The organism is Thalassotalea euphylliae, from assembly GCF_003390335.1.
Lineage (GTDB): Bacteria > Pseudomonadota > Gammaproteobacteria > Enterobacterales > Alteromonadaceae > Thalassotalea_F > Thalassotalea_F euphylliae_B.
The window spans coordinates 2,352,483-2,372,394 of the sequence record NZ_QUOU01000001.1 but is presented as its reverse complement, the minus strand read 5'-3'; the positions used below and the strand labels follow the sequence as shown (position 1 = coordinate 2,372,394).

The window sequence follows — 19,912 nt, the reverse complement described above, 5'->3', positions numbered from 1 at the left end:
TTGTATAGGCAGTTTTTGCCTAAGCTTTCACCTGGCAAAGGGTTAACCAATCAAATAACCACCATCAACATTAATTGACGTACCCGTTGTGTAAGTCGCGGCATCAGAAACCAAGTACAATACGGTTCCTGACATTTCGTCAGGCTCTGCTACTCTGCGCATTGGCACATGGGCCATCGCTTGTTTCAAAATGGCTGGGTTTTTGACAAGTGTTGCTGCAAATTTTGTATCGGTAGCGCCGGGCAATAGGGCATTAACGCGAATATTAAAGGCGGCACATTCTTTAGCGAATGCTTTGGTCATCGAGATAACCGCAGCTTTGGTAATAGAGTAAATACCTTGGAAGTCACCGGGCACAACACCGTTGATTGAGGCTACGTTGACAATGGCGCCGCCACCGTTATCTTTCATGAGCTGCGCACCTTTGGTCGACATAAAGAAGTAACCGCGAATATTTACATCCACTGTTTTTTGATAAGCACCTAAGTCGGTTTCTAAAATATGGCCGAAATAAGGATTAGCCGCGGCATTATTAACGAGTATATCTAACTTGCCATGTTGCTCAGTGATAGCGCCAAAGAGCTGATCAATTTGATCCATATCGCCAATATGGCAAGGAATTGCTTGCGCGCTGCCACCAGCACAGGTGATTTGCTCAACCACAGCTTCACAGCCTTCAATTTTTCGGCTCGACACAATAACGTGCGCACCGTAGGCGGCGAGGGTTTTCGCAATACTTTCACCAATGCCACGGCTTGCCCCCGTTACTAGAGCGACTTTTCCGGTTAAATCAAATAAGTTGTTATCCATTTTTTTTCCTTTTGCTAACCTAGGCTATCTATTTGAACGCGCTCAGTCGTCAACTGAGTGTGTTTGTTATTTATCGACTTACTGTTTATCTGTGTGTTGACCAGCTTGCGCCAACCTGTTCAAGGTGTTGATAATTATTAAAATAGTCAAGTGATACACGATCCCCTGAAAATTGAATTTTAGTGACACTGGTGTTTCTGATTTGCCGCATAAGTTGCAAGCAGTGCGGATCTGACAGTGATAGTAAGTGTTGAATAATGGCGGCAATGATGCCGCCAGAGGTAAACGCCAGTATATGGCGATGCTCGGCTTGTCTGGCGGCTATCATTTGAGTCAAAGCTGATATTGCTCGTGATTTAAACGCAGGCCATGATTCTTGATACGCACTGCATTCGCCAGCATTAGCCCACTTTACTAACGCATCATCAACCACTTGTTTTAAATTGCTCATCGCATTGGGCAAATTTGAAAAATACTCCACAAGATCTTGATAGCTTTGCCAGTATTTCTGGCTTTGCATCAATATATCAACGTGATCGAATTCGTTTAATGCGCTGATTTCATTGGTTGGTAATTGAACTTTGCTGGCCTGATTAAAGGCTTCATAAGTTTGATGATGGCGAAGTAGCTCGCCAGTAAATACTAAATCAGGGAATGGCATTGTTTGCCAAGACTGACCTAGCATTATGCCTTGCTGATGCCCTTTGGGTGAGAGTCTATCGTACTCAGGCTCACCGAAAGAGGCTTGTCCATGACGAATTAGATAAAGTGAAGCCATTGATGATTCGCACTTTGATTAATTGATAAATTCATCTTAAAAAGTTGCTGTAAATAAAACAAATGAATAATAGTAATCTTGTTATATTCGTGTTAAGAATAAAATGACTTAACTAAAATTAACAACTGTGTTGAGGGCTAACAATGAAAATGGATTTAAATTTGTTTATTGTGTTTGAGGCAATTTATTGCGAAGGCAATATTAGCAAAGCGGCGTCGGCGTTGAACTTATCTCAACCTGCGGTGAGCCATTCGTTAGCCAAGTTGCGCGCCCAATTTGACGATAAATTGTTTATACGACAAGGCAATCAAATGAAGCCAACCGCCTTGGCTAAAAATGTGATTGGCGATGTTCGAGAGGCGCTACACCAACTACAAACTAGCGTTTATCAATCGCAAAAATTTGAACCTTCAACTTCTCGAAAATACTGCACCGTATCAATGCATGGTGCGTTAGAAGCATCGTATTTACCGCTTTTTGCCGAGCAACTTCTGACCGAATCGCCGAACATGCATTTTACCAGTAAACGGGTGAGGCGCAGTGAGCTTGAAAATAAACTCGCCAGCGGTGATATCGACATCGGCATTGATATTTTATTGCCCGTAAGTAGTAATGTGATGCATCAGCAGCTTACCCAAGATAAGTTAGTGGTGGTTGCTCGCCAAAACCATCCGATATTTACCGGTAAATTGGATATGCAGCGTTATTTGAGCCAAACCCATGTCGTCGCCTCGACCCGTACATCAGGGCCGAGCCTTGAGGATTACGAGTTAGGGCGATTGGGTATCCAGCGAAAAGTGGCACTGCGCTGCCAACATTTATTGTCTGCTTGTCGCGTTATCGTCAACAACGATATGTTACTGACCGTCCCTGAAAAGTCAGCCAAGATGTATCGTGAATTGCTACCGATAAGCGTTGCACCGCTACCTATCGATTTACCGCCATTAGATGTACAAATATACTGGCACAGCAATGTTGACCAAGATCCAGCGAATATTTGGCTAAGAAACAAGGTGATTGACGCTCAGCTCAACAACACTTGAAAATACGCGTCTTAGCAAAAAGCAAAACAGATAAAAAATGCAATGAAATGGAGTAAATACAAGCCTGTTTTAACATGAAAATAAAGGCTTTCGTGACTAATTAACTACAAATGACTTGTAAGGAAATTTTTAAAGGAAGTTTGGTGGCGGGAGGGTGCAACCAGCTAAAGCTTGCAGGTTATAACCATCCCCGAGCGTCGATGAACAAACAAATGAATTCAAAGAGAATTCAAAGAGAATTCAATGTAAAATCAATAGTCCGCTTAATATGTTAATTAAAGCTATCGGACTTACACCATTAAGTAACTAAATAAATTAGCGCTTAGTTAACAGTGCCGCTCCCTAAGTGGCGCGTATAGTAGAACTACAAAACTACGATTGCAAGCGAATGACAGTGTTTTTTTGATGTTTTTATTCTGATTGCACAATTAATAGTCGCACTCATGACTGGTTGGATAAAAGTCATTCGATTAGGGCGAGGGAATACTATCTTCAATTATCAAGGAAGTGAGTTATGACACGAGAGATCTACAAAAATTTAAAAAAATTAGCTAAAGACGAAAACAAAGCGAGAAGCAAAAGAGAGCCTTTTTGGACAATAACTAACATTTGGTACTTTGCTTCAATAGGAAGTATCGTACTAGCTTTTTTGCTAACAGGAATTAACTTCCTTTTAGATTATAAAATTGAACTATTGGTGACTATTAGCTTTATAGCAGTTATTTTGGGCTATTTAGGCTTACTACTTACGCCTGTGGTTGGGTTTATAGCGAATTTTAGAGGTATTAAGCAATTTTTTGAAAGCCCAGTGGACATTTTAATAAATAATGCTGAAACAAAGCATGAGTTAGATGAACTTGTTTATAAAGCATTTCTCGACGTTTCTTTGGATGATCTTAAATTAGCTAAGCTTGAGATGGTTGCGGAGCATAAAGCGTTTACTGAGCGAAGAACCTCGACCGTAGGACAAGTAGAAAAACTAGGACTAATCCCCGGACTAATTGCTTTGGCGCTGATGATTCCAAAAATTGAAAGACTAGAGTATGAATGGTTAATGACTTTAGTTTATGCCAATGCAGCACTGATCATTTTTGGTGTATTCGCTACTTACCAAGCAACGAAAATGGAACGATACATATCAATTATCGATTTAGCGATAGAAAAACTAGAAGAAAAAAATTAAACATAATCATGTGTTTGCGAGTACGTCTATGCACAAGTTCTGATATCATCATAAATATTTTATTATTCAGGTAGTGATTAGATGACATTTCAATTTGTGGATACGAATGAGGGAATCGAAATACGTATTGAAGACTTTGTAAGGTACAAAATGCCGTTTGATGGACTTACAAACGAAGTTGAATGGTTTAACCTTGAATTGGAAGACGATGATTTAGAACACTTATTTCCATTGTCACCGTCTGAATTACCAGCTGATTTCTCGTGTGATTTCATTCAAAACGAAAGGCTAATTTATCCTACAATAGTATCATTAATTAAAGATGATAAGGCGAGTAAAAGCTTTTACCGTCTATATATCGAATTAGACGCTTTGGCTTGGTTAAATGCCTATAGCCTAAGAACTTATTTTGAAGCTTTGAAAGAAGAGTTTAAAACCCAGCACATTGATATCTCTATGGGCGATGATGGACACTATTATGTAGAGCTAGAAAAGTGTCTGTCTTACAGCGAATATGTGCTCTCTATTGAAAACTCTTTGGGGAGTTTGTTTGATTATGTACAAAAAATATTTGACGATATTGATACAGAGTTAACGAACAAACATTTACAAGATGCACTCGTGAAGGTTTTTGATTTCCCTATGGGGTATTCTCATATTTGCTCACAGTATTTGATGTGGTTTGGCGAATTCCTAAAAAACTTAGGGATAGATGCGAGTGTAACAACTGAGAACAGTAATAATAAAACCTCACTTGTGGTTTCACCTCCCAATAAACAACTATTACAAGAGATAGAACAGTTACTATATCAGTATTTGGCTTTACCTTATGCAGAAATGTTGCCTCCGCTAAACCACTCTCCAGAGCAGTTATATGCATACCAATCTGCAATGATGCAAGTACAACACCTTCAAACCCAACTTCAAATGAAAGATTCAATGTTAAGGTTAGAGCGTTCGACTAATGAAAATCTATCTAAAAAAATTGAAGATCAAGCAGACAAACTACTGCTATTAGATTCGCTTGAAGGCAGTCATAATGAAATGTACACGTTGTTAAATGGTTGTATTTCTGTTCCCGCTAAACAAGTTTTTGGAAAAAATAACAATATTAAATTTGATCTCACGAAACTGTTTGGCAAGCCAAGTTAATTAGAAGAAGATTGATTTTATGTGCAGGGACATGCAACGAGAGTTAGAACAAGCTAAAAGAAGTGTTTTCTCAAATCTGCCTAAAGCAGTACATGCTCTAATAGCTAAGCTTGAAGCTTTTAGTCAAAAGTGCTTCAAAGTCTAGGAGTTTTCAGGAAAAGTTTCTGGAAACAACTTATGCGGTTTAAAGCTTGTGTGTAGCTCTCCATTTTCGTCGAGGCTAAACAAAATATCATTGTCTGATTCGGTAAAATCAACGGCATTAAGGTAAGTTTGGTATAGCTTGTCGACATCCTCTTCAGTTGGCGTAACACCTAACAAACGCATACTTTCATCGTTATATAATTCTCGCAGTTCATCTTTATTCATATGCCCTCTCTCTTAGATGTTGATATACCGAAAAAAATCATGTGTCAATCGCAATATTTGACTAAACTTTAATCATTATGATTAAAGCAAGAGACTGTCATGGAAAAAATTATTTCATCTGATATCGCATCTATGTGTCACAGTTTGTCACCAACTTCACCTGCAATAGGTATATGTAATAGCGAAGAGCAATTGGTCGGTGTGCTTCTCAAAAAAGAAGAATATCAACTTTTGTTAGCCATTTCCCAATTAGCTTTAGACACTGACCGTTACTTGGACTCTGTGAAGCAACATACAGAAAGCAATATGCATGCCTCTCTAAATTTTGACGAATTTCTTCAATCAATAACTGACAAGAATGAACTATCAGCAGGGAGCTAAAAATGGGCGTTGCTATGGACATTACGTTTTCAGGAGGTGTAGTTGATTACTTTTCCAATAGCCCAACGGAAAGCGAGAAAGACTGTTTAATTAAATTCTTTCACGAACTTCAAACTCATGGGTTAAGTGGACATTGGAGAAAGTTCAAGGACGGCCGAATTATTATCATACGATGTGATCATTCTATTGAGATATCTACTTGCCCACCTAATAAGTCTCAAGGCGAGATTACTAAAGTAACCAGAATAAATGTGTGATGGAGTTGAAAAATGGAAGTTTTAGGCTTAAATATCCGCTCAATTTTGCAGATTAGCGCTGCTGTTGTAGAGATCATCGGTATAGTGATGATATCAACTATGTATTTAAATATCAGTGCTTGGGATTTACCGGGTCGTTTGCTGAGCGCATTAGTTCGTGGGGAAAAAGCAAAACACCTTGCAGATATGTTTGCGGCAACTAAACCTACTGCTGGCAAAGTACTAACCCATATTCAGGGTGTCGCTTTTGTTATACTTGGGTTTATCCTCGTCATCATATCTATTTTATTGCCTGCTGGCAGTTAGTCTTTATTAGCTGGAATCTAACTTTTTGACTCATGATTGAAAAATCATGTATGTTGGAAGAGATGGTTTTTTAATCCTTTTTCAACGCCTGTAAATGTATTATGGGTAAGCTTTATTGGGAAGGTAGGGTCAGATGGGCGGTAATCTGCTCAAGCGTAAAGGAATACCAATCAGATTTACCGATAGTAAATCTGACTGCGGCAATGCAGTAGCATTGCACCGCGCCTGCCTTGATTGGGGGCGTCATGGATAAGCCTCAAGATGTTGGCACAGACAGTAAAATACAACGTGTAAAAGATGTCATTGATTTCAATCATGAATTAGCTGGCGGTGAGAATGGCCGCATAAAGCGTTTCTCTGTTGACAGCCCAACCTTTATCAATGCCGAAGAACAAGAAAAGCGTAAAAGCAAAGAGCGCCAATTCACGGATATGCTTTCCTATATGCTGGCGCATGATGCACAGTATCGCCAGCTTTACTTCGATACAGAAAGCAAACTTGAAGAGGCGGAAAGTCAGGTTGACGAAGCACTACTTAACATCAGTCAAGAACTGGATGACATCAAGCTACAACTGGAAAATGCCGATGAACTCGGACTAAGTGAAGAGGAGCGGATAGAACTTCGGCGCAGGAAAGAGGAGTTGGAGCGCCAGAGGCAAGAAATTGAAGAATATCAACGCAATGTGATTGAGCATATCCGCTATCGTATGAATGATAAGGATAATCCGCCTACCAAGGAAGAGTTGCAGCAGTGGCAGCATATGATTTCAGATAAAATGCCTGAATCATTGAACACATACAATACTGATATAGATGCTGCTATACCGAGTGTATCCGAGCAAGTTCACGGCAAAACTGAACTTTCATCAGTAAAATTATGCGATGAGTTTTGTGCCGCTAAAAATGAAAGCCAGCCAATCGTATACAAGCCCAAAGATGAGCCAGACTTTACGCCTCTATCAGGACTGTAGGCTTTTACTGAAAAACACCACAGTCACGTTTCAATAAAGCGATAATTACGGTTGTTGGTGCGTGTTCTGGGTAAGCTTTGAAACTCTCCATAAGCTGCTTTTTCCTCTTTTCAGGATGATCGAAATACCAGCGCCAAACGCAGTCAGATTCTTTATCTCCATATTGAGATGATACAACATGCGCTATGGAGGAAAATGCCCCCGTATACCACCAGTGTTGTTGTCCTTCAGAAAATTTAACAAAGTTTTTGTTTACCATTGGGTTAGCCTGAACACTGGCGCATGCAGCTAAAGAAATGCCTATATATAACAAAAAGTTCTTTAATTTATATTTGAAAGTTGATAAAGCTATATTTAGCTTACGTGAGTTGGGGTATTCGGTGATGCGACCCACACACTCGGCAGATACCGAATACCCTTTAACGTATTGATTCACATAGGTTAAGGTTTATATGTTAACTTTCAAATAAAAGTTGGTATGCCGAATCATTTAGCTTTTGGCGATTTACTGTGTTTTGATTATGACCAAAGGGTGCAATCCCAATCACCCTAAAAAAGGGACATCAACCAAAGTACAGCCAATTCGCTCTTTACATGCGATTGCCCAGATCAAGCGCCGCCTTGCTAATCAGCCCAGAAATCTTTGCTTGTTTACACTGGGCATTAATACCGCTTATCGTGCCAATGAATTGCTATCGCTCACCATCGGGCAAGTTGAACATTTACAGGTTGGTGACGTGCTGGACATCAAACAAAGTAAAAACAGCCGTTACCGCGCAACCGCGATCAACCAGATGGTTTATGATGCGCTGCAAAATTGGCTAGCGCAGCATCCAAAACGTTTACAGCCGGATGCGCGGCTCTTTATGTCGCGTCATTATCGTCATGAAGCGCTAACGGTTTCAGCAGTCAACCAATTGATAAAGCAATGGTGCTTTGACGCTGGCCTGCGTGAGAATTACGGCTCTCATAGTTTGCGCAAAACATGGGGCTACCAACAGCGTATGAAAAACAAAGCCTCGGTTGCGCTGTTAATGCGTGCGTATGGGCATGTCAGCGAAGCCCAAACACTGGATTATTTAGGCATTCTAGCCGATGAAATTCACCAGCTTTATTTTGATTTGGAGTTGTAGGCGCTTTTTCATTGACTTTTGGTTAAGAAAAGCGGCATATAATTAAAGACGGTGCCGCCCAAAACGCCAGTCCTGAGCGACACCTAGGTTTATTTGGAAATACAGATAGAAATCTTTATCCATCTGCATTTCAGATTAAGGGACAGTCGAAATGTCCCTTTTTCTTTGCTCACATTCAATCACCTGCCTTTCTTTAACAGTCTCCACTGATGTTATAAATCGTGTGAGACTGAAAAGCGGCAGTGATGGTGCAAACACCAAACAACCTGTTATCAGATGTATACACCTCTTGCCCTAAATACAACCGCCAATCAAAATAAACGAAGCTGCTGAACAATTGGTTTGGTGCGGCGCGTGTGCTCTTGCCTTGCCGTATCATCCAGTATTTTTGCCACATAACGCGGCAAGCCGCCCAGTGTTTCAACAATATCCATATTGGCGATATGGGTTGCCCCTCTAGTAAATTTTGACGGTAACAAACAGGTGCTTTCAACACATATTTTCATGCGAAAGCATCTGTTAAAGCCATCTATGATATAGAACTCATTAATCGAAACGGTAACACGCTTGTCATGCCAAAGAGCTTTTAAAATCGATTTCATATTCAAGCCCTCCTAGTGGTTCCAAAACACGTGAACAGAGCCATTTTCATCTTCTATGGTGAAGATATCGCCATTCAGCTCCATGTCACGCGCCATACTTTGATAGTCGATGTAATACGCGAGTTGCTTGGGAATTTCGGTTGTGTCCTGCGTTAGTTCTTGTGCAAAGTCAGCAACTGACGAAAAACATCCGTGATAGTGGTCACTTGCGGCGGTATTGGCTTTGTCAAGGTTATTGTTGAAATGGTTTAATAACGCACCACCAATATCCGGGTATTCATTAAGAAAACACACGTAATCAATAATACGCTCAAGGCTTTCATGCTCTGAGATGTCAATACCATCAAAATTCTCATGGTCATGAATAGCCCATTCTTCTGCATCATTAACAGGGCTTTCCTGTAACATGGCTTGAATTTGCTCATTGATAAACTCTTCACCATCGGCGGCATTAACCCAAACACCGTGAAGGTGTCCGGCGTTATAGGCGGCCAAATCTGCAACATAGATACGTGGTTCATAAAAATTAGTCATGGGCTTTGCTCCTAAAATCATGGCTGAGGTTTAACGAAGCGCTGTTTGCGCTGCTGATGAACCTCTGACGACTAGGGCGACTAAGGCGGGGGTGAAAAAATCCAGAAAAATTGCGGAGGGTCTAGCGCTGCTGGAAACCGTCATTTTTCTTGATTTTGAGCGAACAAGACCGCTCTTTTTTGTGTAAGAAATCTACAAGTCATTGATAGCAATATTTTGTTATGTCAATTGACAATCTATGTTGTTGTGCGAGAATCTTGCTCGTTACTTGGACAGGATTTGTGATAAAGGATTATTAATGGCATTGGATGCTAGCCCCTCGCGCATAGGCCGCGAGCATGGGGATAACCCACTCATTGGCGATAGCCACGCCGAACCACCCACACCGCAACAACTGATAACAGCCACTGCAATTCCACCGTCGCTGCTTAACCAGTTACCGGATGAAATACGACGCAAGCTGCGCAATCAAGCATGGAGTCTTATCCCGCCAAGACAAAGTGACTTATTTCGCTACCAGCATAGCGCTATGTTTTGGGTCAAAACCAACAAACGCTGGCAGCAAGTCAGTTATGCGCAATATCGTCAACACACTGATGAATGCTATGCCTTTGCCCCTTACCAAGCGCTTGATGTCGATAACAACACGCCGAAATTTGCGGGTGGTGGCGGTGCAAACAATGTGCTTAATGCGACTAACCCCATTACGAGCCAAGGCGGCCAAATCACCAATGCGGTACAAAGTGCCTTAGCCACTAACAATGCATCGACCTCAACGAATGGCTTAACTGGCGCAAATACGTTCGTTAATAATCAAAATAACAAACGCGGCCTCACTCAAGCCGAAATCAATCAACGGTTTTTAGGGGCAAGTGTTGACCCTGAGCAAGCATTAGAGCCTCATGTGTTTATCAACAAACCCAATCAGGGCGAGCAAATTGAACTCAAAAAATCAGCACAGGTGTATATGCGCTTTAGTCAGCACACCATGACACCTGCTGATACTGTAGAATCGGTTGCCAAGCAATATACAGGTCAAGCAGACGCAGGGTTAGTTTATCCCTATAACTTTAACGAGGGGTTTACCCGTCGCAATCCGCCACAAGCCGGTGATACCATCAAAGTCCCCAGTGGTTGGGATACCCATGTCGAAGGTTCAATCACCAATGCCAGTTCAGTGGAAGTGAGCTGGCAAGGGGCAAGCAGTGGCAGTAAGTTCATCTCCCTACCTAAACCACCACCAGACCAGATGCGCTACTGGGAGACTCGCCTGACCCTTGACCCCGGCCTTTATCAATTGACGGCAGTTGCGAGTGGCGCAGAGCACAGTATTGATATTGAAGTGCTGGGGGTAAAAACTGATACGGATTGGGTCAAAGTACAAGCCTATTATGACGATATCTGGCAAACGCCACTGCCGCTTGAAAACGTGAATATCAGCATTGACAACAACGCGGTACAAGAAAATATCGCGCTCAATCCCGAAGGTGAGAAAAGCACTACCGTTAACGATTTATCCAGTGCAGAAGCCACTGCCGAAGAAGCGGGGGTGACGGTGCAAAAAGACCTGCCCCAAGGGCAAGTACTGGTGGAAGTTGCCCGTAATGAGGCGCTAGAGGGTGACATTGAACAACTGCGCCAATCACTGCAAATGCAACTCGATGGTGCTTATCGTGATACCGTATCAAGCATGTCTGGCTTTCAAAGCCAATGGGATAGCTATGGTTATGCCGCAATCGCTATGGGCGGCATGGCAGGGTTGTACCAAGGGGGCGGTAAATGGCTGGGTGACCAAGCCGATTTATTTGAAGCCCAAACATGGATTGACTTAGGCAGCACCATGAAAGCTGCCGCAGGCAGTGCCTACGACACCACCGCAGAATACGCCAGCGAGAAGTTTGACCAATTGCGCCAAAGCGCCAATGAACTCTCTGAGTGGGCAGAAGACGGCGGCACAGACGACCTATTAAGCTGGAATTGGTATCAAGCCAATGCCGAAGCAGCGATTGATGCGGCTACTGAGGCATACGCAGATGCAGTACAAAGCGCCAGTCAGTATGTGGAAGATGCCGCCGATGCTATCGAGGCCACCACCGATTACGCGCAAGCCCTGTTAACCCATCACGCCGCTATATTAGCCCTGTTTGATGATATTGCCAAAGGTGATGTGAATAAGGTGGAGCGTTTTGTCGATACCGTGTTAATGGATATTGACCCAGAATTAGCCGAGCAGATTAAAAATAGCCCAGATTTTCATTTGGTGCTGGCGCTGATTGAAGACCATGACAGCGCGTTAACCTATATCGCTTACCTGAGCCTGTTTATGGAAGCGGTTCCGCCTAACTTTTATGCTTTTGTCGCGGGCAAAGGCAGCGCCTATCTGACCATCGAAGTGTGTTTATTGATACTCACCACCTTTTTCACCCTCGGCGTTGGCACTGCCGCGCGCGTTACCACGCTAGCAGCCAAGCTTGCCGCCAGCAGCGCAAAAGCCGCAGGTGCCAATCAGAAAATCAATAAAGCACAAGCGGCAATCACCGCCTTTAGCAAAACGGTGGAAGACTTTGCCAATAGTGCAGAAACGCTTAAAAACCTAGGTAAAAAACTGACTCAAGCAAGAGCAGCAGGACTTACTGCTAAAGGCAAAACCAATTCCACATTAACCGCGAAAAAAGAAACGACTAAGCGTGAAACTAAATGTCGTTTGTGTAAAAAATCAGATCATACAACACCACGCAGTTTACGCGGTATGGTTGACTATGAATAAAAGGACTTTTGATGAGCGACCAGATAGATAATCAAATAGAAGGTACTGTTGATAAAGACACAAAGTACCGTGACCGACTGCAACGAGAAATCATGAATAATGACAATCACCCATTTAACAATGGTATTCATATGGCAGCACACCATTTGGTTTCAAAAGAAGCGGTCAAGTTGGCAAAAATGAGAGATTTGCTTGTGCATAAGGGTTATAACATTAATTTGGTAGAAAACTTAGTTTTCCTGCCGAGCACACTTCAAGGGGCATGTCAGCTCAGAGTGCAACTGCACCGAGGCGACCATACCTATGCCTTGCCAGATCAAAAGCCTTATCACGATCAGGTGACTGCTTCTATAGAAAAAATAAAAGGCCAACTTCGCAAATGTACTCTAAGGACACAGGAAGATAGTAGTGAAGTTCAGCAGAGAGTTGATAAAGAGAGTGTCAAGATACTAAAACGGATTGCTGAGTTTCGAGTACCGCTCACCTCTATTTTTAGAAATTTCAAACCATCGAGTAAAGTAGGTTGCTCAAATCAAAACGAGGTTAAAGAGTGTGAGGGTAGCCTTGTTAGATGCCACCATGAACGCTCTCATGTTGGGCAAATAAACTATCTAAATCCTTATGCTGAAAAACGTAAAGTCTCGCAAACAATGAATTATACCAAATCTCATTACCAACTAAAGGTAGGAAGTTAATCATGAGTCACGATTACAATAATGAATACTACATTTTGTTAAAACCATACAATGACCAAACACTATATCCAACGGCCTTTCAAAAGTCCGCTGATAGAGATTACAGCTTTGAGCGACTAATCTGGGGGCAAGAGCCACTATTTTTTGAAAATGGCTACAAAGAAGAAGATATTCAAAATGGCATAACGCGCCCCATTACCGATGTTTTACTACAAGGGGTAACACCAATTGTTAATACTCGTGTTAGAGACCGTTTAAAATTCTTTAACTTTGTTGGTATGCAACTGTATCCAGCTGTTTATGTTGATGATAATGGTACATTCCATGAAAATTATTGGTGTATGAACTTCTGGGAAGAGCTGGACTGTTGGGATAGAGAGAAATCAAAAATTGAGAAATTCACCGCTGAAGAGATGTTAGATCCTGACTATATGGATGGCTGTGATATATATAAGTACCACTTAGACAGTAAGGTGTTAGATGAAATACCGGAAGAAGAGCGACTAATATTCAAGCAAGAAGGTGGTATTAAATATATCTTTGTGCATCAAAAAATTGCCGATATTTTTAATGAAGAACAAGCATCCGGCGTAAATTTAGTCAAAGTAGCGGACTTTGAGGAAGGTATGCAGTTTTAAGCGTTAAACACTGATCCTAGCAGTATGAAAAACTACAATGATGAATATTACATAGTTCGCAACGAATCTCGAGAAGATGCTTTGTATATCAAAGCATTGGAAAGGTCAGCAGATAGAGATTTTGAATTCGAGCGATTAACCTTAGGCCAAGAACCATTATTCTTTGAAAATAGCTATAAAGAAGGTATCAAACACGTTTTACCAAGTATACTGTTTGATGCACCAACTCCTATTGTTAATAATCAAATACGCGATCGGCTAAAATACTTTAATTTTGTCGATATGCAGCTATATCCAGCAGTTTATATTGATGATGAAGGCCACTATCACGAAAATTACTGGTGTATGAATTTTGGGGGTCGGCTTGATTGCCTAGATAGAGAGAAGTCTATTTTCTATAAAAGTAGCCAAGAAGATTTATTGGAAGACCCATTGGCTGATGATCTATCAGTAAAGCAGTATTCACTATCAGAGCAAATCCTTGATGAAATCCCAGAGCAAGACCGACTAATATTTAAAATGGGTGGGGATGATATGGGTTATGTTTTTATCCATCAAAAAATTGCCGATATTTTTAAAGCAGAAAATGCGACGGGTATCGAGCTATTTAAAGTCGCAGACTTTGAAGATGGTATGCAGTATCGGTAACTAAGCGTCTTGCTATTCCAATGAACAATTATGATGAACAATATTATATTGTGTTAGACGATTTTAATGATGAAGCCCTGTATGTAAGTGCATTGCAAAAATCGATAGATAGGAGCTTCGGCTATAAAAAATTGACTATTGGTCAAGAGCCTCTTTTTTTTGAAAACAGTTACAGAGAAGATGACATTGCAAATGGTATCAAGCACAAGCTCCCTTCTGTGATGCTAAAAGGAACTATTCCGATCATTAGCAATGAAATCAGAGACCGTTTAAAGTATTTTGATTTCGTGGATATGCAACTCTACCCCGCGGTTTACATTGATGATGAAGGGCAATATCACGAAAATTACTGGTGCATGAATTTCTGGGGGAAACTTGACTGCCTTGATAGAGAAAAGTCTGTTTTATCAAAGATAGGTCAAAGGAAATTGCAGGAAAATCCCTACGCTGATAGATTGCCAGTCAAAAAATACGCTCTATCGCAGGAAGTGCTTGATAAAATTCCTGAGGAAAAACGACTAATATTTAAAATTGGGGGAGACAATACCGGTTACGTTTTTATTCATCAAAAAATCGCTGATATTTTTAGAGAAGAAAATGCAACGGGCATAAAGTTATATAAAGTTTCTGAATATAAAAAAGGTATGGAATATAGATAGCTATATAAATGCTTAATGAAAAATTATAACGACAAAATCAGAAAAGTTGCCAAGGTTCTAGCGCAGCTTGAAGTCTTTACTTTTCTTGATTTTTAGCAAAAAGATCGCCCTCTTTTTACACAATATTACTGTTAAGCCGAAACTGTATGTATTAGGCAAATCCGGAAAATTGCCCTTACATTAACTTTATGCGGTTACAGTTATTTAAACGTAACTTAGATTCGCATAATAAGTGCAATTTCTCAGGTTAGGTGGCCAGCTGTTATAGTTCGGCTACTTTCTCGCCAAAGGAAATAGCCTTATGAACTACAAACAGCTGACACAAGCTGAACGATACCAGATTTACGCTTTGTTAAAAGCAAAACATAGTCAAAAAGAGATAGCTGAAATTTTAGAGCGCAGTCCGTCATCCATTTCACGCGAGATACGACGCAATAAAGGATTGAGGGGCTATCGACCAAAACAAGCTCACCAATTGGCTAAACAAAGACGTCAATCGGCTACTAAGTCAGTCAAAATCACAGAGCAGGTCCAAGGTTGGATTAAGTGGTTGCTTGAGCAAGACTTTAGCCCAGAGCAAATTACTGGACGGATTAAATTAGAAGAAAAGCTTTCCCTGCACCATGAGAGTATTTACCGCTATATTTATCAGGATAAAGCCCAAGGTGGTCAACTGTATAAATCTCTCACCAGAGCAGGTAAAAAATACCAAAAACGCTATGGCCGCTATAGTAAGCGTGGCCAACTTGTGAACCGTGTCGGTATTGATGAACGCCCAGCGGTAGTTGACACAAAATCTCGTCTTGGTGATTGGGAAGGTGATACTGTTATAGGAAAAGGGCGCCAACACGCCTTTGTCACACTGGTTGAGCGAAAGACACTTTATACCGTTGTTAGGCGTATTGAGAGCAAACATGCTGATATTACAGCAGACGCTATCATTGATAGTGTTATGCCACTCAAAGAAAAGGTACTGACGATTACCTTCGATAATGGTAAAGAATTTGCTCAACATGAGCGAATTGCTCAAGCGCTAGAAGCGGATGTGTACTTCGCCCACCCTTACGCTTCGTGGGAGCGAGGTATCAATGAGAATACTAACGGTTTACTGCGACGTTACTTTCCCAAAGGCACAGACTTTATGGCGCTTAGTGAAGAAGAAATTCAGGCGGCAGTTGATAAGCTCAATCACCGCCCAAGAAAGACAAGAGGTTATAAAACACCTTATGAATTATTTACCGGTCAGCCAGAGAAATTAGTGGCTGCATAAACGATTGCACTTATTAGTTGAATTCAAGTAACCTATTGGTTTATTTTTTGTGCCCAAAGAGGTTATTTATGAAATTTCACACGCCAGAAAACAGGTCATATAATGCTCTGTTAAAATCAATGGTTGATGTCGGTTATTATGTTGTGCCGATTACTTTTGTATTTGCTGTAATTTCCTATGTTACGGCAGGAGATTTACAAACTTTTTCAAATGATGTGATTAAGGAGCATGTCGCATTCTTGAGCGCCTTTATTGCGGTCTCTTGCACCGTGATCTGTTACGGCGCATCCCTGATGCTATTGAATGAAAAGCGCGTGTTACATAAAGCTACCGCTTATTTTGCAAAATTATCAATAATACTGCTCAGTGCACTTTACTTTACCGCTGTTTCAGTCTCTTTCGTGCACAGCGTTGCCACATGGTCATTAGAAGGGTTAGCCATTTTTATCCCTGTTACGGCTTTGTGTTTTGCAGTGATATTCTTTACACATGGCATGGCTAAAAACCTTTATGAAGGTAACGCCTTTGACAAAATCAGCGGGCGTAATCAACGAGCCTTTGGCGCAGGCTTTTTCTGCATCGGATTGATCATGCTTGGCCTTACCATACTTCAGCAATTGGACGCGTTACTTTAATGTCATAAACTTGAACTGGTTTAATTGAGCCGGACACTTTAATAAAGGACAATGTTCCAATATTGAGGTGTTAAATGACAAAACGAAAAAACAAAACCTATACAACCGAATTTAAACAAGAAGCTGTAGCTTTAGTGACTGAGCAAGGCTATACGGTCTCACAAGCCGCAGCCTCTTTGGGAATTACAACTAAACTCATTTATAACTGGAAAGCGAAACTTGAACAACAACAAGCTGGCAATGCGTTAAGTGAAGGTGAACGAGCAGAGCTAAAACGACTGAGAAAAGAAGTTAAAGAACTCAAAGTGGAGAAAGAGATCTTAAAAAAGGCAAGCGCCTTCTTTGCGAAAGAAATGAAGTAAAGTACGAGTTCGTCAAAGCCAATAGTCAGGCTCATGACGTCCGCAAGATGTGTGCTGTGATGCAAGTCAGTCGCTCTGCTTACTATGCATGGCTCAAACGGCCAGCCAAGTTAATTACGGCAGAAGAGCTTCATTTATATCGGCGAGCTAAAGCGCTGTTTAAACGCAGTCGTGAAAGCTTGGGCTATCGCGAGCTACATAAAAACTTACGCAAAGAAGGCTTTGAAATTGGTAAGCACAGAACTCGAAAGCTCATGGAAGCGTTAAACCTAAAAGTAAAGCAGCGAGTTGCCTACAAGGTAACAACGAAGCGTAAGCATGCTGATGCAGTTGCAGATAATTTGCTTAATCAGAACTTTAATCCGTTGGGGCCAAATCAGATTTGGGCTGGTGATGTGACTTATTTAAAAACAGGCGAAGGTTGGATGTATCTTGCTGTTGTGATGGATTTATATTCTCGACGCATTGTTGGTTGGCATATAGATAAACGTATGACGACTGACTTAGTGATGAAAGCCATGATTAGGGCTTATAACCTGAGAAAACCAGCTAAAGGCTTAATATTCCACTCTGACCGAGGCTCTCAATACACCAGTAAGCGTTACCGTCAGCTGCTCGAACAATTTGGTATTCGAGCGAGTATGGGTGATGTGGGAGCCTGTTGGGATAACGCAGTAGTGGAGAGGTTCTTTGGCAGTTTGAAACATGATTGGTTACTTAAAGTGGCTCAACCTACGCGTGAGCATATGAAAAATGATGTTGTCGATTATATGAAGTATTACAACTTAGAAAGACTGCATTCAGCTAATAGTGATCTGTCACCAGTAGAGTATGAAAATTCTTTTAGAAAAGTGTCCGGCTGGAGTTGACCAGAACACTTCAAAATGACTCTTCGATTGAAGACCAAGTTCGTATTTGCAAAGCACGCGCCGAGGCTGAAGGCTGGGAAGTCGTGCAAGTTTATACCGATCATGGGATTAGTGGTGCTAGCATGTTATTGCGTCCGGGTATTCAAGCGTTAATGCACCATTCCCAAATGTCAATGTTCGACATTGTAATGACCGAAGGGCTAGACCGTTTAAGCCGTGACCAAGAAGATGTTGCTGGTATTTATAAGCGGATTAAATTTGCCGGAGCAGAAATCTATTCGCTCAGTGATGGCGGCATTGTCAGTGAGATTCACATCGGCCTTAAAGGCACCATGAATGCCTTGTTTTTAAAAGACCTCGCCATTAAGACCCATCGCGGCCTAAGTGGCCGTGTTGAAAAAGGGAAATCAGGTGGTGGTATCTGCTATGGGTACAAGGTCTTGAAACAATTAAGTGCAAACGGTGAACTGGAAAGGGGAGAGCGGGAAATTATTCCGGAAGAAGCCAACATCGTAAGGCAGATATTTAAAGACTACGCCGCAGGCGTATCTCCCAAGAAAATAGCCTTAAAACTCAATTCAGACAATATCCCATGTCCGTCTGGCAAGGCATGGGGCGCAAGCACTATCTATGGCAACAGAAGGCGCGGAACTGGCATTATCAATAACGAGCTTTATATCGGGCGGTTAGTTTGGAACCGTCAGAAGTTCATTAAAGACCCAGACACAGGTAAACGGGTCAGTAGATTAAATCCTTCGGACGAATGGCAGGTTACCGAAGTGCCGCACTTGCGTATTATAGAACAAGCACTTTGGCTTAAGGTGAAAGATAGGCAAAAGGCACTGGATGAAAAACCTAATTTGCAGTCAAAGAGGCGTCCTCCAAACTTACTATCTTATCTATTGAAATGTGGCTGTTGCGGTGGTGGTATCAGCATGGTTTCCGCAGAGCGTTACGGATGTTCAACTTCGAGAAATAAAGGCACATGCGCCAATCGTCTTACCATCCGAAAAGATGCCTTGGAGAATACGATACTTAACGGATTGCAAAAGCATCTAATGAAGTCTGAGCTTATCGATGCTTTTTGTGAAGAGTATACAAAACATATCAATACGTTGCGTAAAGCACGCTATTCAAAAATTGATAGATATAAAAAGGAATTGGTTAAACTCGCTAAAGACAAAGAAAACATTATCGAAGCTATTAAAAATGGTATTCCAGCCTCAGAGATTAAAGATAGCTTGATGGCAATTGCCAATAGGCGCGATAGTATTGAAGCCTATTTAAAAGAGCAGGACGAGCCTCAAGTCCTGCTTCATCCAAGCATGGCGAAACGCTACCAACAAGAGATCAAATCGCTCAGGGTTTCGTTAAACAAAGAAGAGAGCAGAACGGAAGCAGCCGAGTTGCTAAGAGGATTAATTGATAGAATCGTTCTAACGCCTAAAGCATGCGGTAAAGAGTACACGGTCGACTTACATGGCGACTTGGCGGGTATTCTATCTATCGCGACGGGCAGAGAAAAGAAGATTACCGAGTATGATCCACTGTTAGAGCAGATTAGCAGTGTATCAGAACAATTGGAGTGTGTTGACTTTCTTAACGAAAGTACCTTCAAGGGCAAAATGGTTGCGGGAGCCGGATTTGAACCGACGACCTTCGGGTTATGAGCCCGACGAGCTACCAGGCTGCTCCATCCCGCGCCAAGTATTGTAACGATTTAAGAGGTCGGTTACCGACGACCTTAACAAGCGAGCTAAATAAAGCGGCTTGTCTTTCGAAGCGATGCGTATGTTAAGGAGTGTGAAAAGAATTTGCAACTAGTTTTATGAGAAAAAGTGACCCTGTAA

22 protein-coding genes and 1 tRNA gene are annotated in these 19,912 nt (G+C 41.5%); 16 read left to right on the top strand and 7 right to left on the bottom strand.

What is annotated here, in order from left to right:
• Positions 1-42: 42 nt before the first annotated feature.
• Complete coding sequence (locus DXX93_RS10410) at positions 43-810, bottom strand: SDR family oxidoreductase (protein WP_116008042.1); 768 nt, start codon at positions 808-810, stop codon at positions 43-45.
• Between the two features lie 85 nt (positions 811-895).
• Positions 896-1,588 carry a histidine phosphatase family protein gene (locus tag DXX93_RS10405; RefSeq protein WP_116008041.1) on the bottom strand — a complete coding sequence of 231 codons (693 nt, stop codon included), beginning with the start codon at positions 1,586-1,588 and terminating at the stop codon, positions 896-898.
• A gap of 143 nt (positions 1,589-1,731) precedes the next feature.
• Here DXX93_RS10405 and DXX93_RS10400 point away from each other — a divergent pair, with 143 nt between their 5' ends.
• The 3 genes from DXX93_RS10400 to DXX93_RS10390 all read left to right on the top strand — a co-directional run bounded on the left by DXX93_RS10400 (position 1,732) and on the right by DXX93_RS10390 (position 4,966).
• Positions 1,732-2,631, top strand: a complete 900-nt coding sequence (locus tag DXX93_RS10400) for a LysR family transcriptional regulator (protein WP_116008040.1) — start codon at positions 1,732-1,734, stop codon at positions 2,629-2,631.
• A 514-nt stretch (positions 2,632-3,145) separates the two neighbouring features.
• A complete protein-coding gene (locus DXX93_RS10395; protein ID WP_116008039.1) occupies positions 3,146-3,814 on the top strand; it encodes a hypothetical protein in 669 nt (222 codons plus the stop codon).
• 81 nt (positions 3,815-3,895) lie between these two features.
• Positions 3,896-4,966, top strand: a complete 1,071-nt coding sequence (locus tag DXX93_RS10390) for a hypothetical protein (RefSeq protein WP_116008038.1) — start codon at positions 3,896-3,898, stop codon at positions 4,964-4,966.
• Positions 4,967-5,107: 141 nt separating this feature from the next.
• Here the strand turns inward: DXX93_RS10390 and DXX93_RS10385 are convergent, their stop codons facing one another.
• Positions 5,108-5,335: a hypothetical protein gene (locus DXX93_RS10385; protein ID WP_116008037.1), complete on the bottom strand. Its 228-nt coding sequence runs from the start codon at positions 5,333-5,335 to the stop codon at positions 5,108-5,110.
• A gap of 99 nt (positions 5,336-5,434) precedes the next feature.
• Here DXX93_RS10385 and DXX93_RS10380 point away from each other — a divergent pair, with 99 nt between their 5' ends.
• The 3 genes from DXX93_RS10380 to DXX93_RS10365 all read left to right on the top strand — a co-directional run bounded on the left by DXX93_RS10380 (position 5,435) and on the right by DXX93_RS10365 (position 7,250).
• A complete protein-coding gene (locus DXX93_RS10380; protein WP_116008036.1) occupies positions 5,435-5,716 on the top strand; it encodes a hypothetical protein in 282 nt (93 codons plus the stop codon).
• Between the two features lie 269 nt (positions 5,717-5,985).
• Complete coding sequence (locus DXX93_RS10370) at positions 5,986-6,279, top strand: hypothetical protein (protein WP_116008034.1); 294 nt, start codon at positions 5,986-5,988, stop codon at positions 6,277-6,279.
• 245 nt (positions 6,280-6,524) lie between these two features.
• Positions 6,525-7,250 carry a hypothetical protein gene (locus tag DXX93_RS10365; protein ID WP_116008033.1) on the top strand — a complete coding sequence of 242 codons (726 nt, stop codon included), beginning with the start codon at positions 6,525-6,527 and terminating at the stop codon, positions 7,248-7,250.
• 4 nt (positions 7,251-7,254) lie between these two features.
• On the opposite strand, the gene DXX93_RS10360 is transcribed toward DXX93_RS10365, so the two are convergent.
• A complete protein-coding gene (locus tag DXX93_RS10360) occupies positions 7,255-7,644 on the bottom strand; it encodes a hypothetical protein (protein WP_147302674.1) in 390 nt (129 codons plus the stop codon).
• 127 nt (positions 7,645-7,771) lie between these two features.
• On the opposite strand from DXX93_RS10360, the gene DXX93_RS10355 reads away from it, so the two are divergent.
• Positions 7,772-8,383 (top strand): tyrosine-type recombinase/integrase, encoded by a 612-nt coding sequence (locus DXX93_RS10355; protein WP_220347567.1) that lies wholly within the window; start codon positions 7,772-7,774, stop codon positions 8,381-8,383.
• A 311-nt stretch (positions 8,384-8,694) separates the two neighbouring features.
• Here the strand turns inward: DXX93_RS10355 and DXX93_RS10350 are convergent, their stop codons facing one another.
• Positions 8,695-8,985 carry a hypothetical protein gene (locus tag DXX93_RS10350; RefSeq protein WP_116008031.1) on the bottom strand — a complete coding sequence of 97 codons (291 nt, stop codon included), beginning with the start codon at positions 8,983-8,985 and terminating at the stop codon, positions 8,695-8,697.
• 12 nt (positions 8,986-8,997) lie between these two features.
• Positions 8,998-9,519, bottom strand: coding sequence for an antirestriction protein ArdA (locus tag DXX93_RS10345; RefSeq protein WP_116008030.1), 522 nt, complete (start codon positions 9,517-9,519; stop codon positions 8,998-9,000).
• Between the two features lie 298 nt (positions 9,520-9,817).
• On the opposite strand from DXX93_RS10345, the gene DXX93_RS10340 reads away from it, so the two are divergent.
• The 9 genes from DXX93_RS10340 (at position 9,818) to DXX93_RS21185 (ending at position 19,732) form a co-directional block, all read left to right on the top strand.
• A complete protein-coding gene (locus DXX93_RS10340; protein WP_116008029.1) occupies positions 9,818-12,286 on the top strand; it encodes a hypothetical protein in 2,469 nt (822 codons plus the stop codon).
• Positions 12,287-12,297: 11 nt separating this feature from the next.
• Positions 12,298-12,981 carry an AHH domain-containing protein gene (locus tag DXX93_RS10335; protein WP_116008028.1) on the top strand — a complete coding sequence of 228 codons (684 nt, stop codon included), beginning with the start codon at positions 12,298-12,300 and terminating at the stop codon, positions 12,979-12,981.
• A gap of 2 nt (positions 12,982-12,983) precedes the next feature.
• Positions 12,984-13,619: an imm11 family protein gene (locus DXX93_RS10330; RefSeq protein WP_116008027.1), complete on the top strand. Its 636-nt coding sequence runs from the start codon at positions 12,984-12,986 to the stop codon at positions 13,617-13,619.
• Positions 13,620-13,643: 24 nt separating this feature from the next.
• A complete protein-coding gene (locus DXX93_RS10325) occupies positions 13,644-14,267 on the top strand; it encodes an imm11 family protein (protein ID WP_116008026.1) in 624 nt (207 codons plus the stop codon).
• Between the two features lie 20 nt (positions 14,268-14,287).
• Positions 14,288-14,926 (top strand): imm11 family protein, encoded by a 639-nt coding sequence (locus DXX93_RS10320; protein WP_116008025.1) that lies wholly within the window; start codon positions 14,288-14,290, stop codon positions 14,924-14,926.
• Between the two features lie 301 nt (positions 14,927-15,227).
• Positions 15,228-16,196: an IS30 family transposase gene (locus DXX93_RS10315; RefSeq protein ID WP_116006822.1), complete on the top strand. Its 969-nt coding sequence runs from the start codon at positions 15,228-15,230 to the stop codon at positions 16,194-16,196.
• 68 nt (positions 16,197-16,264) lie between these two features.
• The gene (locus DXX93_RS10310) at positions 16,265-16,831 is read left to right on the top strand and encodes a hypothetical protein (protein ID WP_116008024.1); all 567 of its coding nucleotides are present in this window, start codon (positions 16,265-16,267) and stop codon (positions 16,829-16,831) included.
• A gap of 74 nt (positions 16,832-16,905) precedes the next feature.
• A protein-coding gene (locus tag DXX93_RS10305) for an IS3 family transposase (protein WP_116008023.1) occupies positions 16,906-18,062 on the top strand; the annotation gives its coding sequence in 2 pieces (ribosomal slippage) (positions 16,906-17,149 and positions 17,149-18,062; 1,158 coding nt in all).
• Complete coding sequence (locus DXX93_RS21185; protein WP_374188943.1) at positions 18,059-19,732, top strand: recombinase family protein; 1,674 nt, start codon at positions 18,059-18,061, stop codon at positions 19,730-19,732. The genes DXX93_RS10305 and DXX93_RS21185 overlap by 4 nt, the downstream gene beginning before the upstream one ends.
• Here the strand turns inward: DXX93_RS21185 and DXX93_RS10295 are convergent.
• Positions 19,689-19,765: transfer RNA gene (locus tag DXX93_RS10295), tRNA-Met, on the bottom strand. The genes DXX93_RS21185 and DXX93_RS10295 overlap by 44 nt on opposite strands.
• Between the last annotated feature and the right edge of the window lie 147 nt (positions 19,766-19,912).

Bases quoted from the DNA above. Each gene is read 5' to 3' on its own strand.
- DXX93_RS10380 (WP_116008036.1), top strand. From the start codon at position 5,435: ATGGAAAAAATTATTTCATCTGATATCGCATCTATGTGTCACAGTTTG.
- DXX93_RS10355 (WP_220347567.1), top strand. From the start codon at position 7,772: ATGACCAAAGGGTGCAATCCCAATCACCCTAAAAAAGGGACATCAACC.
- DXX93_RS10385 (WP_116008037.1), bottom strand. From the start codon at position 5,335: ATGAATAAAGATGAACTGCGAGAATTATATAACGATGAAAGTATGCGT.
- DXX93_RS10400 (WP_116008040.1), top strand. From the start codon at position 1,732: ATGAAAATGGATTTAAATTTGTTTATTGTGTTTGAGGCAATTTATTGC.
- DXX93_RS10335 (WP_116008028.1), top strand. From the start codon at position 12,298: ATGAGCGACCAGATAGATAATCAAATAGAAGGTACTGTTGATAAAGAC.
- DXX93_RS10340 (WP_116008029.1), top strand. From the start codon at position 9,818: ATGGCATTGGATGCTAGCCCCTCGCGCATAGGCCGCGAGCATGGGGAT.
- DXX93_RS10350 (WP_116008031.1), bottom strand. From the start codon at position 8,985: ATGAAATCGATTTTAAAAGCTCTTTGGCATGACAAGCGTGTTACCGTT.
- DXX93_RS10310 (WP_116008024.1), top strand. From the start codon at position 16,265: ATGAAATTTCACACGCCAGAAAACAGGTCATATAATGCTCTGTTAAAA.
- DXX93_RS10365 (WP_116008033.1), top strand. From the start codon at position 6,525: ATGGATAAGCCTCAAGATGTTGGCACAGACAGTAAAATACAACGTGTA.
- DXX93_RS10325 (WP_116008026.1), top strand. From the start codon at position 13,644: ATGAAAAACTACAATGATGAATATTACATAGTTCGCAACGAATCTCGA.
- DXX93_RS10315 (WP_116006822.1), top strand. From the start codon at position 15,228: ATGAACTACAAACAGCTGACACAAGCTGAACGATACCAGATTTACGCT.
- DXX93_RS10330 (WP_116008027.1), top strand. From the start codon at position 12,984: ATGAGTCACGATTACAATAATGAATACTACATTTTGTTAAAACCATAC.
- DXX93_RS10395 (WP_116008039.1), top strand. From the start codon at position 3,146: ATGACACGAGAGATCTACAAAAATTTAAAAAAATTAGCTAAAGACGAA.
- DXX93_RS10320 (WP_116008025.1), top strand. From the start codon at position 14,288: ATGAACAATTATGATGAACAATATTATATTGTGTTAGACGATTTTAAT.
- DXX93_RS10345 (WP_116008030.1), bottom strand. From the start codon at position 9,519: ATGACTAATTTTTATGAACCACGTATCTATGTTGCAGATTTGGCCGCC.
- DXX93_RS10390 (WP_116008038.1), top strand. From the start codon at position 3,896: ATGACATTTCAATTTGTGGATACGAATGAGGGAATCGAAATACGTATT.
- DXX93_RS10370 (WP_116008034.1), top strand. From the start codon at position 5,986: ATGGAAGTTTTAGGCTTAAATATCCGCTCAATTTTGCAGATTAGCGCT.
- DXX93_RS10405 (WP_116008041.1), bottom strand. From the start codon at position 1,588: ATGGCTTCACTTTATCTAATTCGTCATGGACAAGCCTCTTTCGGTGAG.
- DXX93_RS10410 (WP_116008042.1), bottom strand. From the start codon at position 810: ATGGATAACAACTTATTTGATTTAACCGGAAAAGTCGCTCTAGTAACG.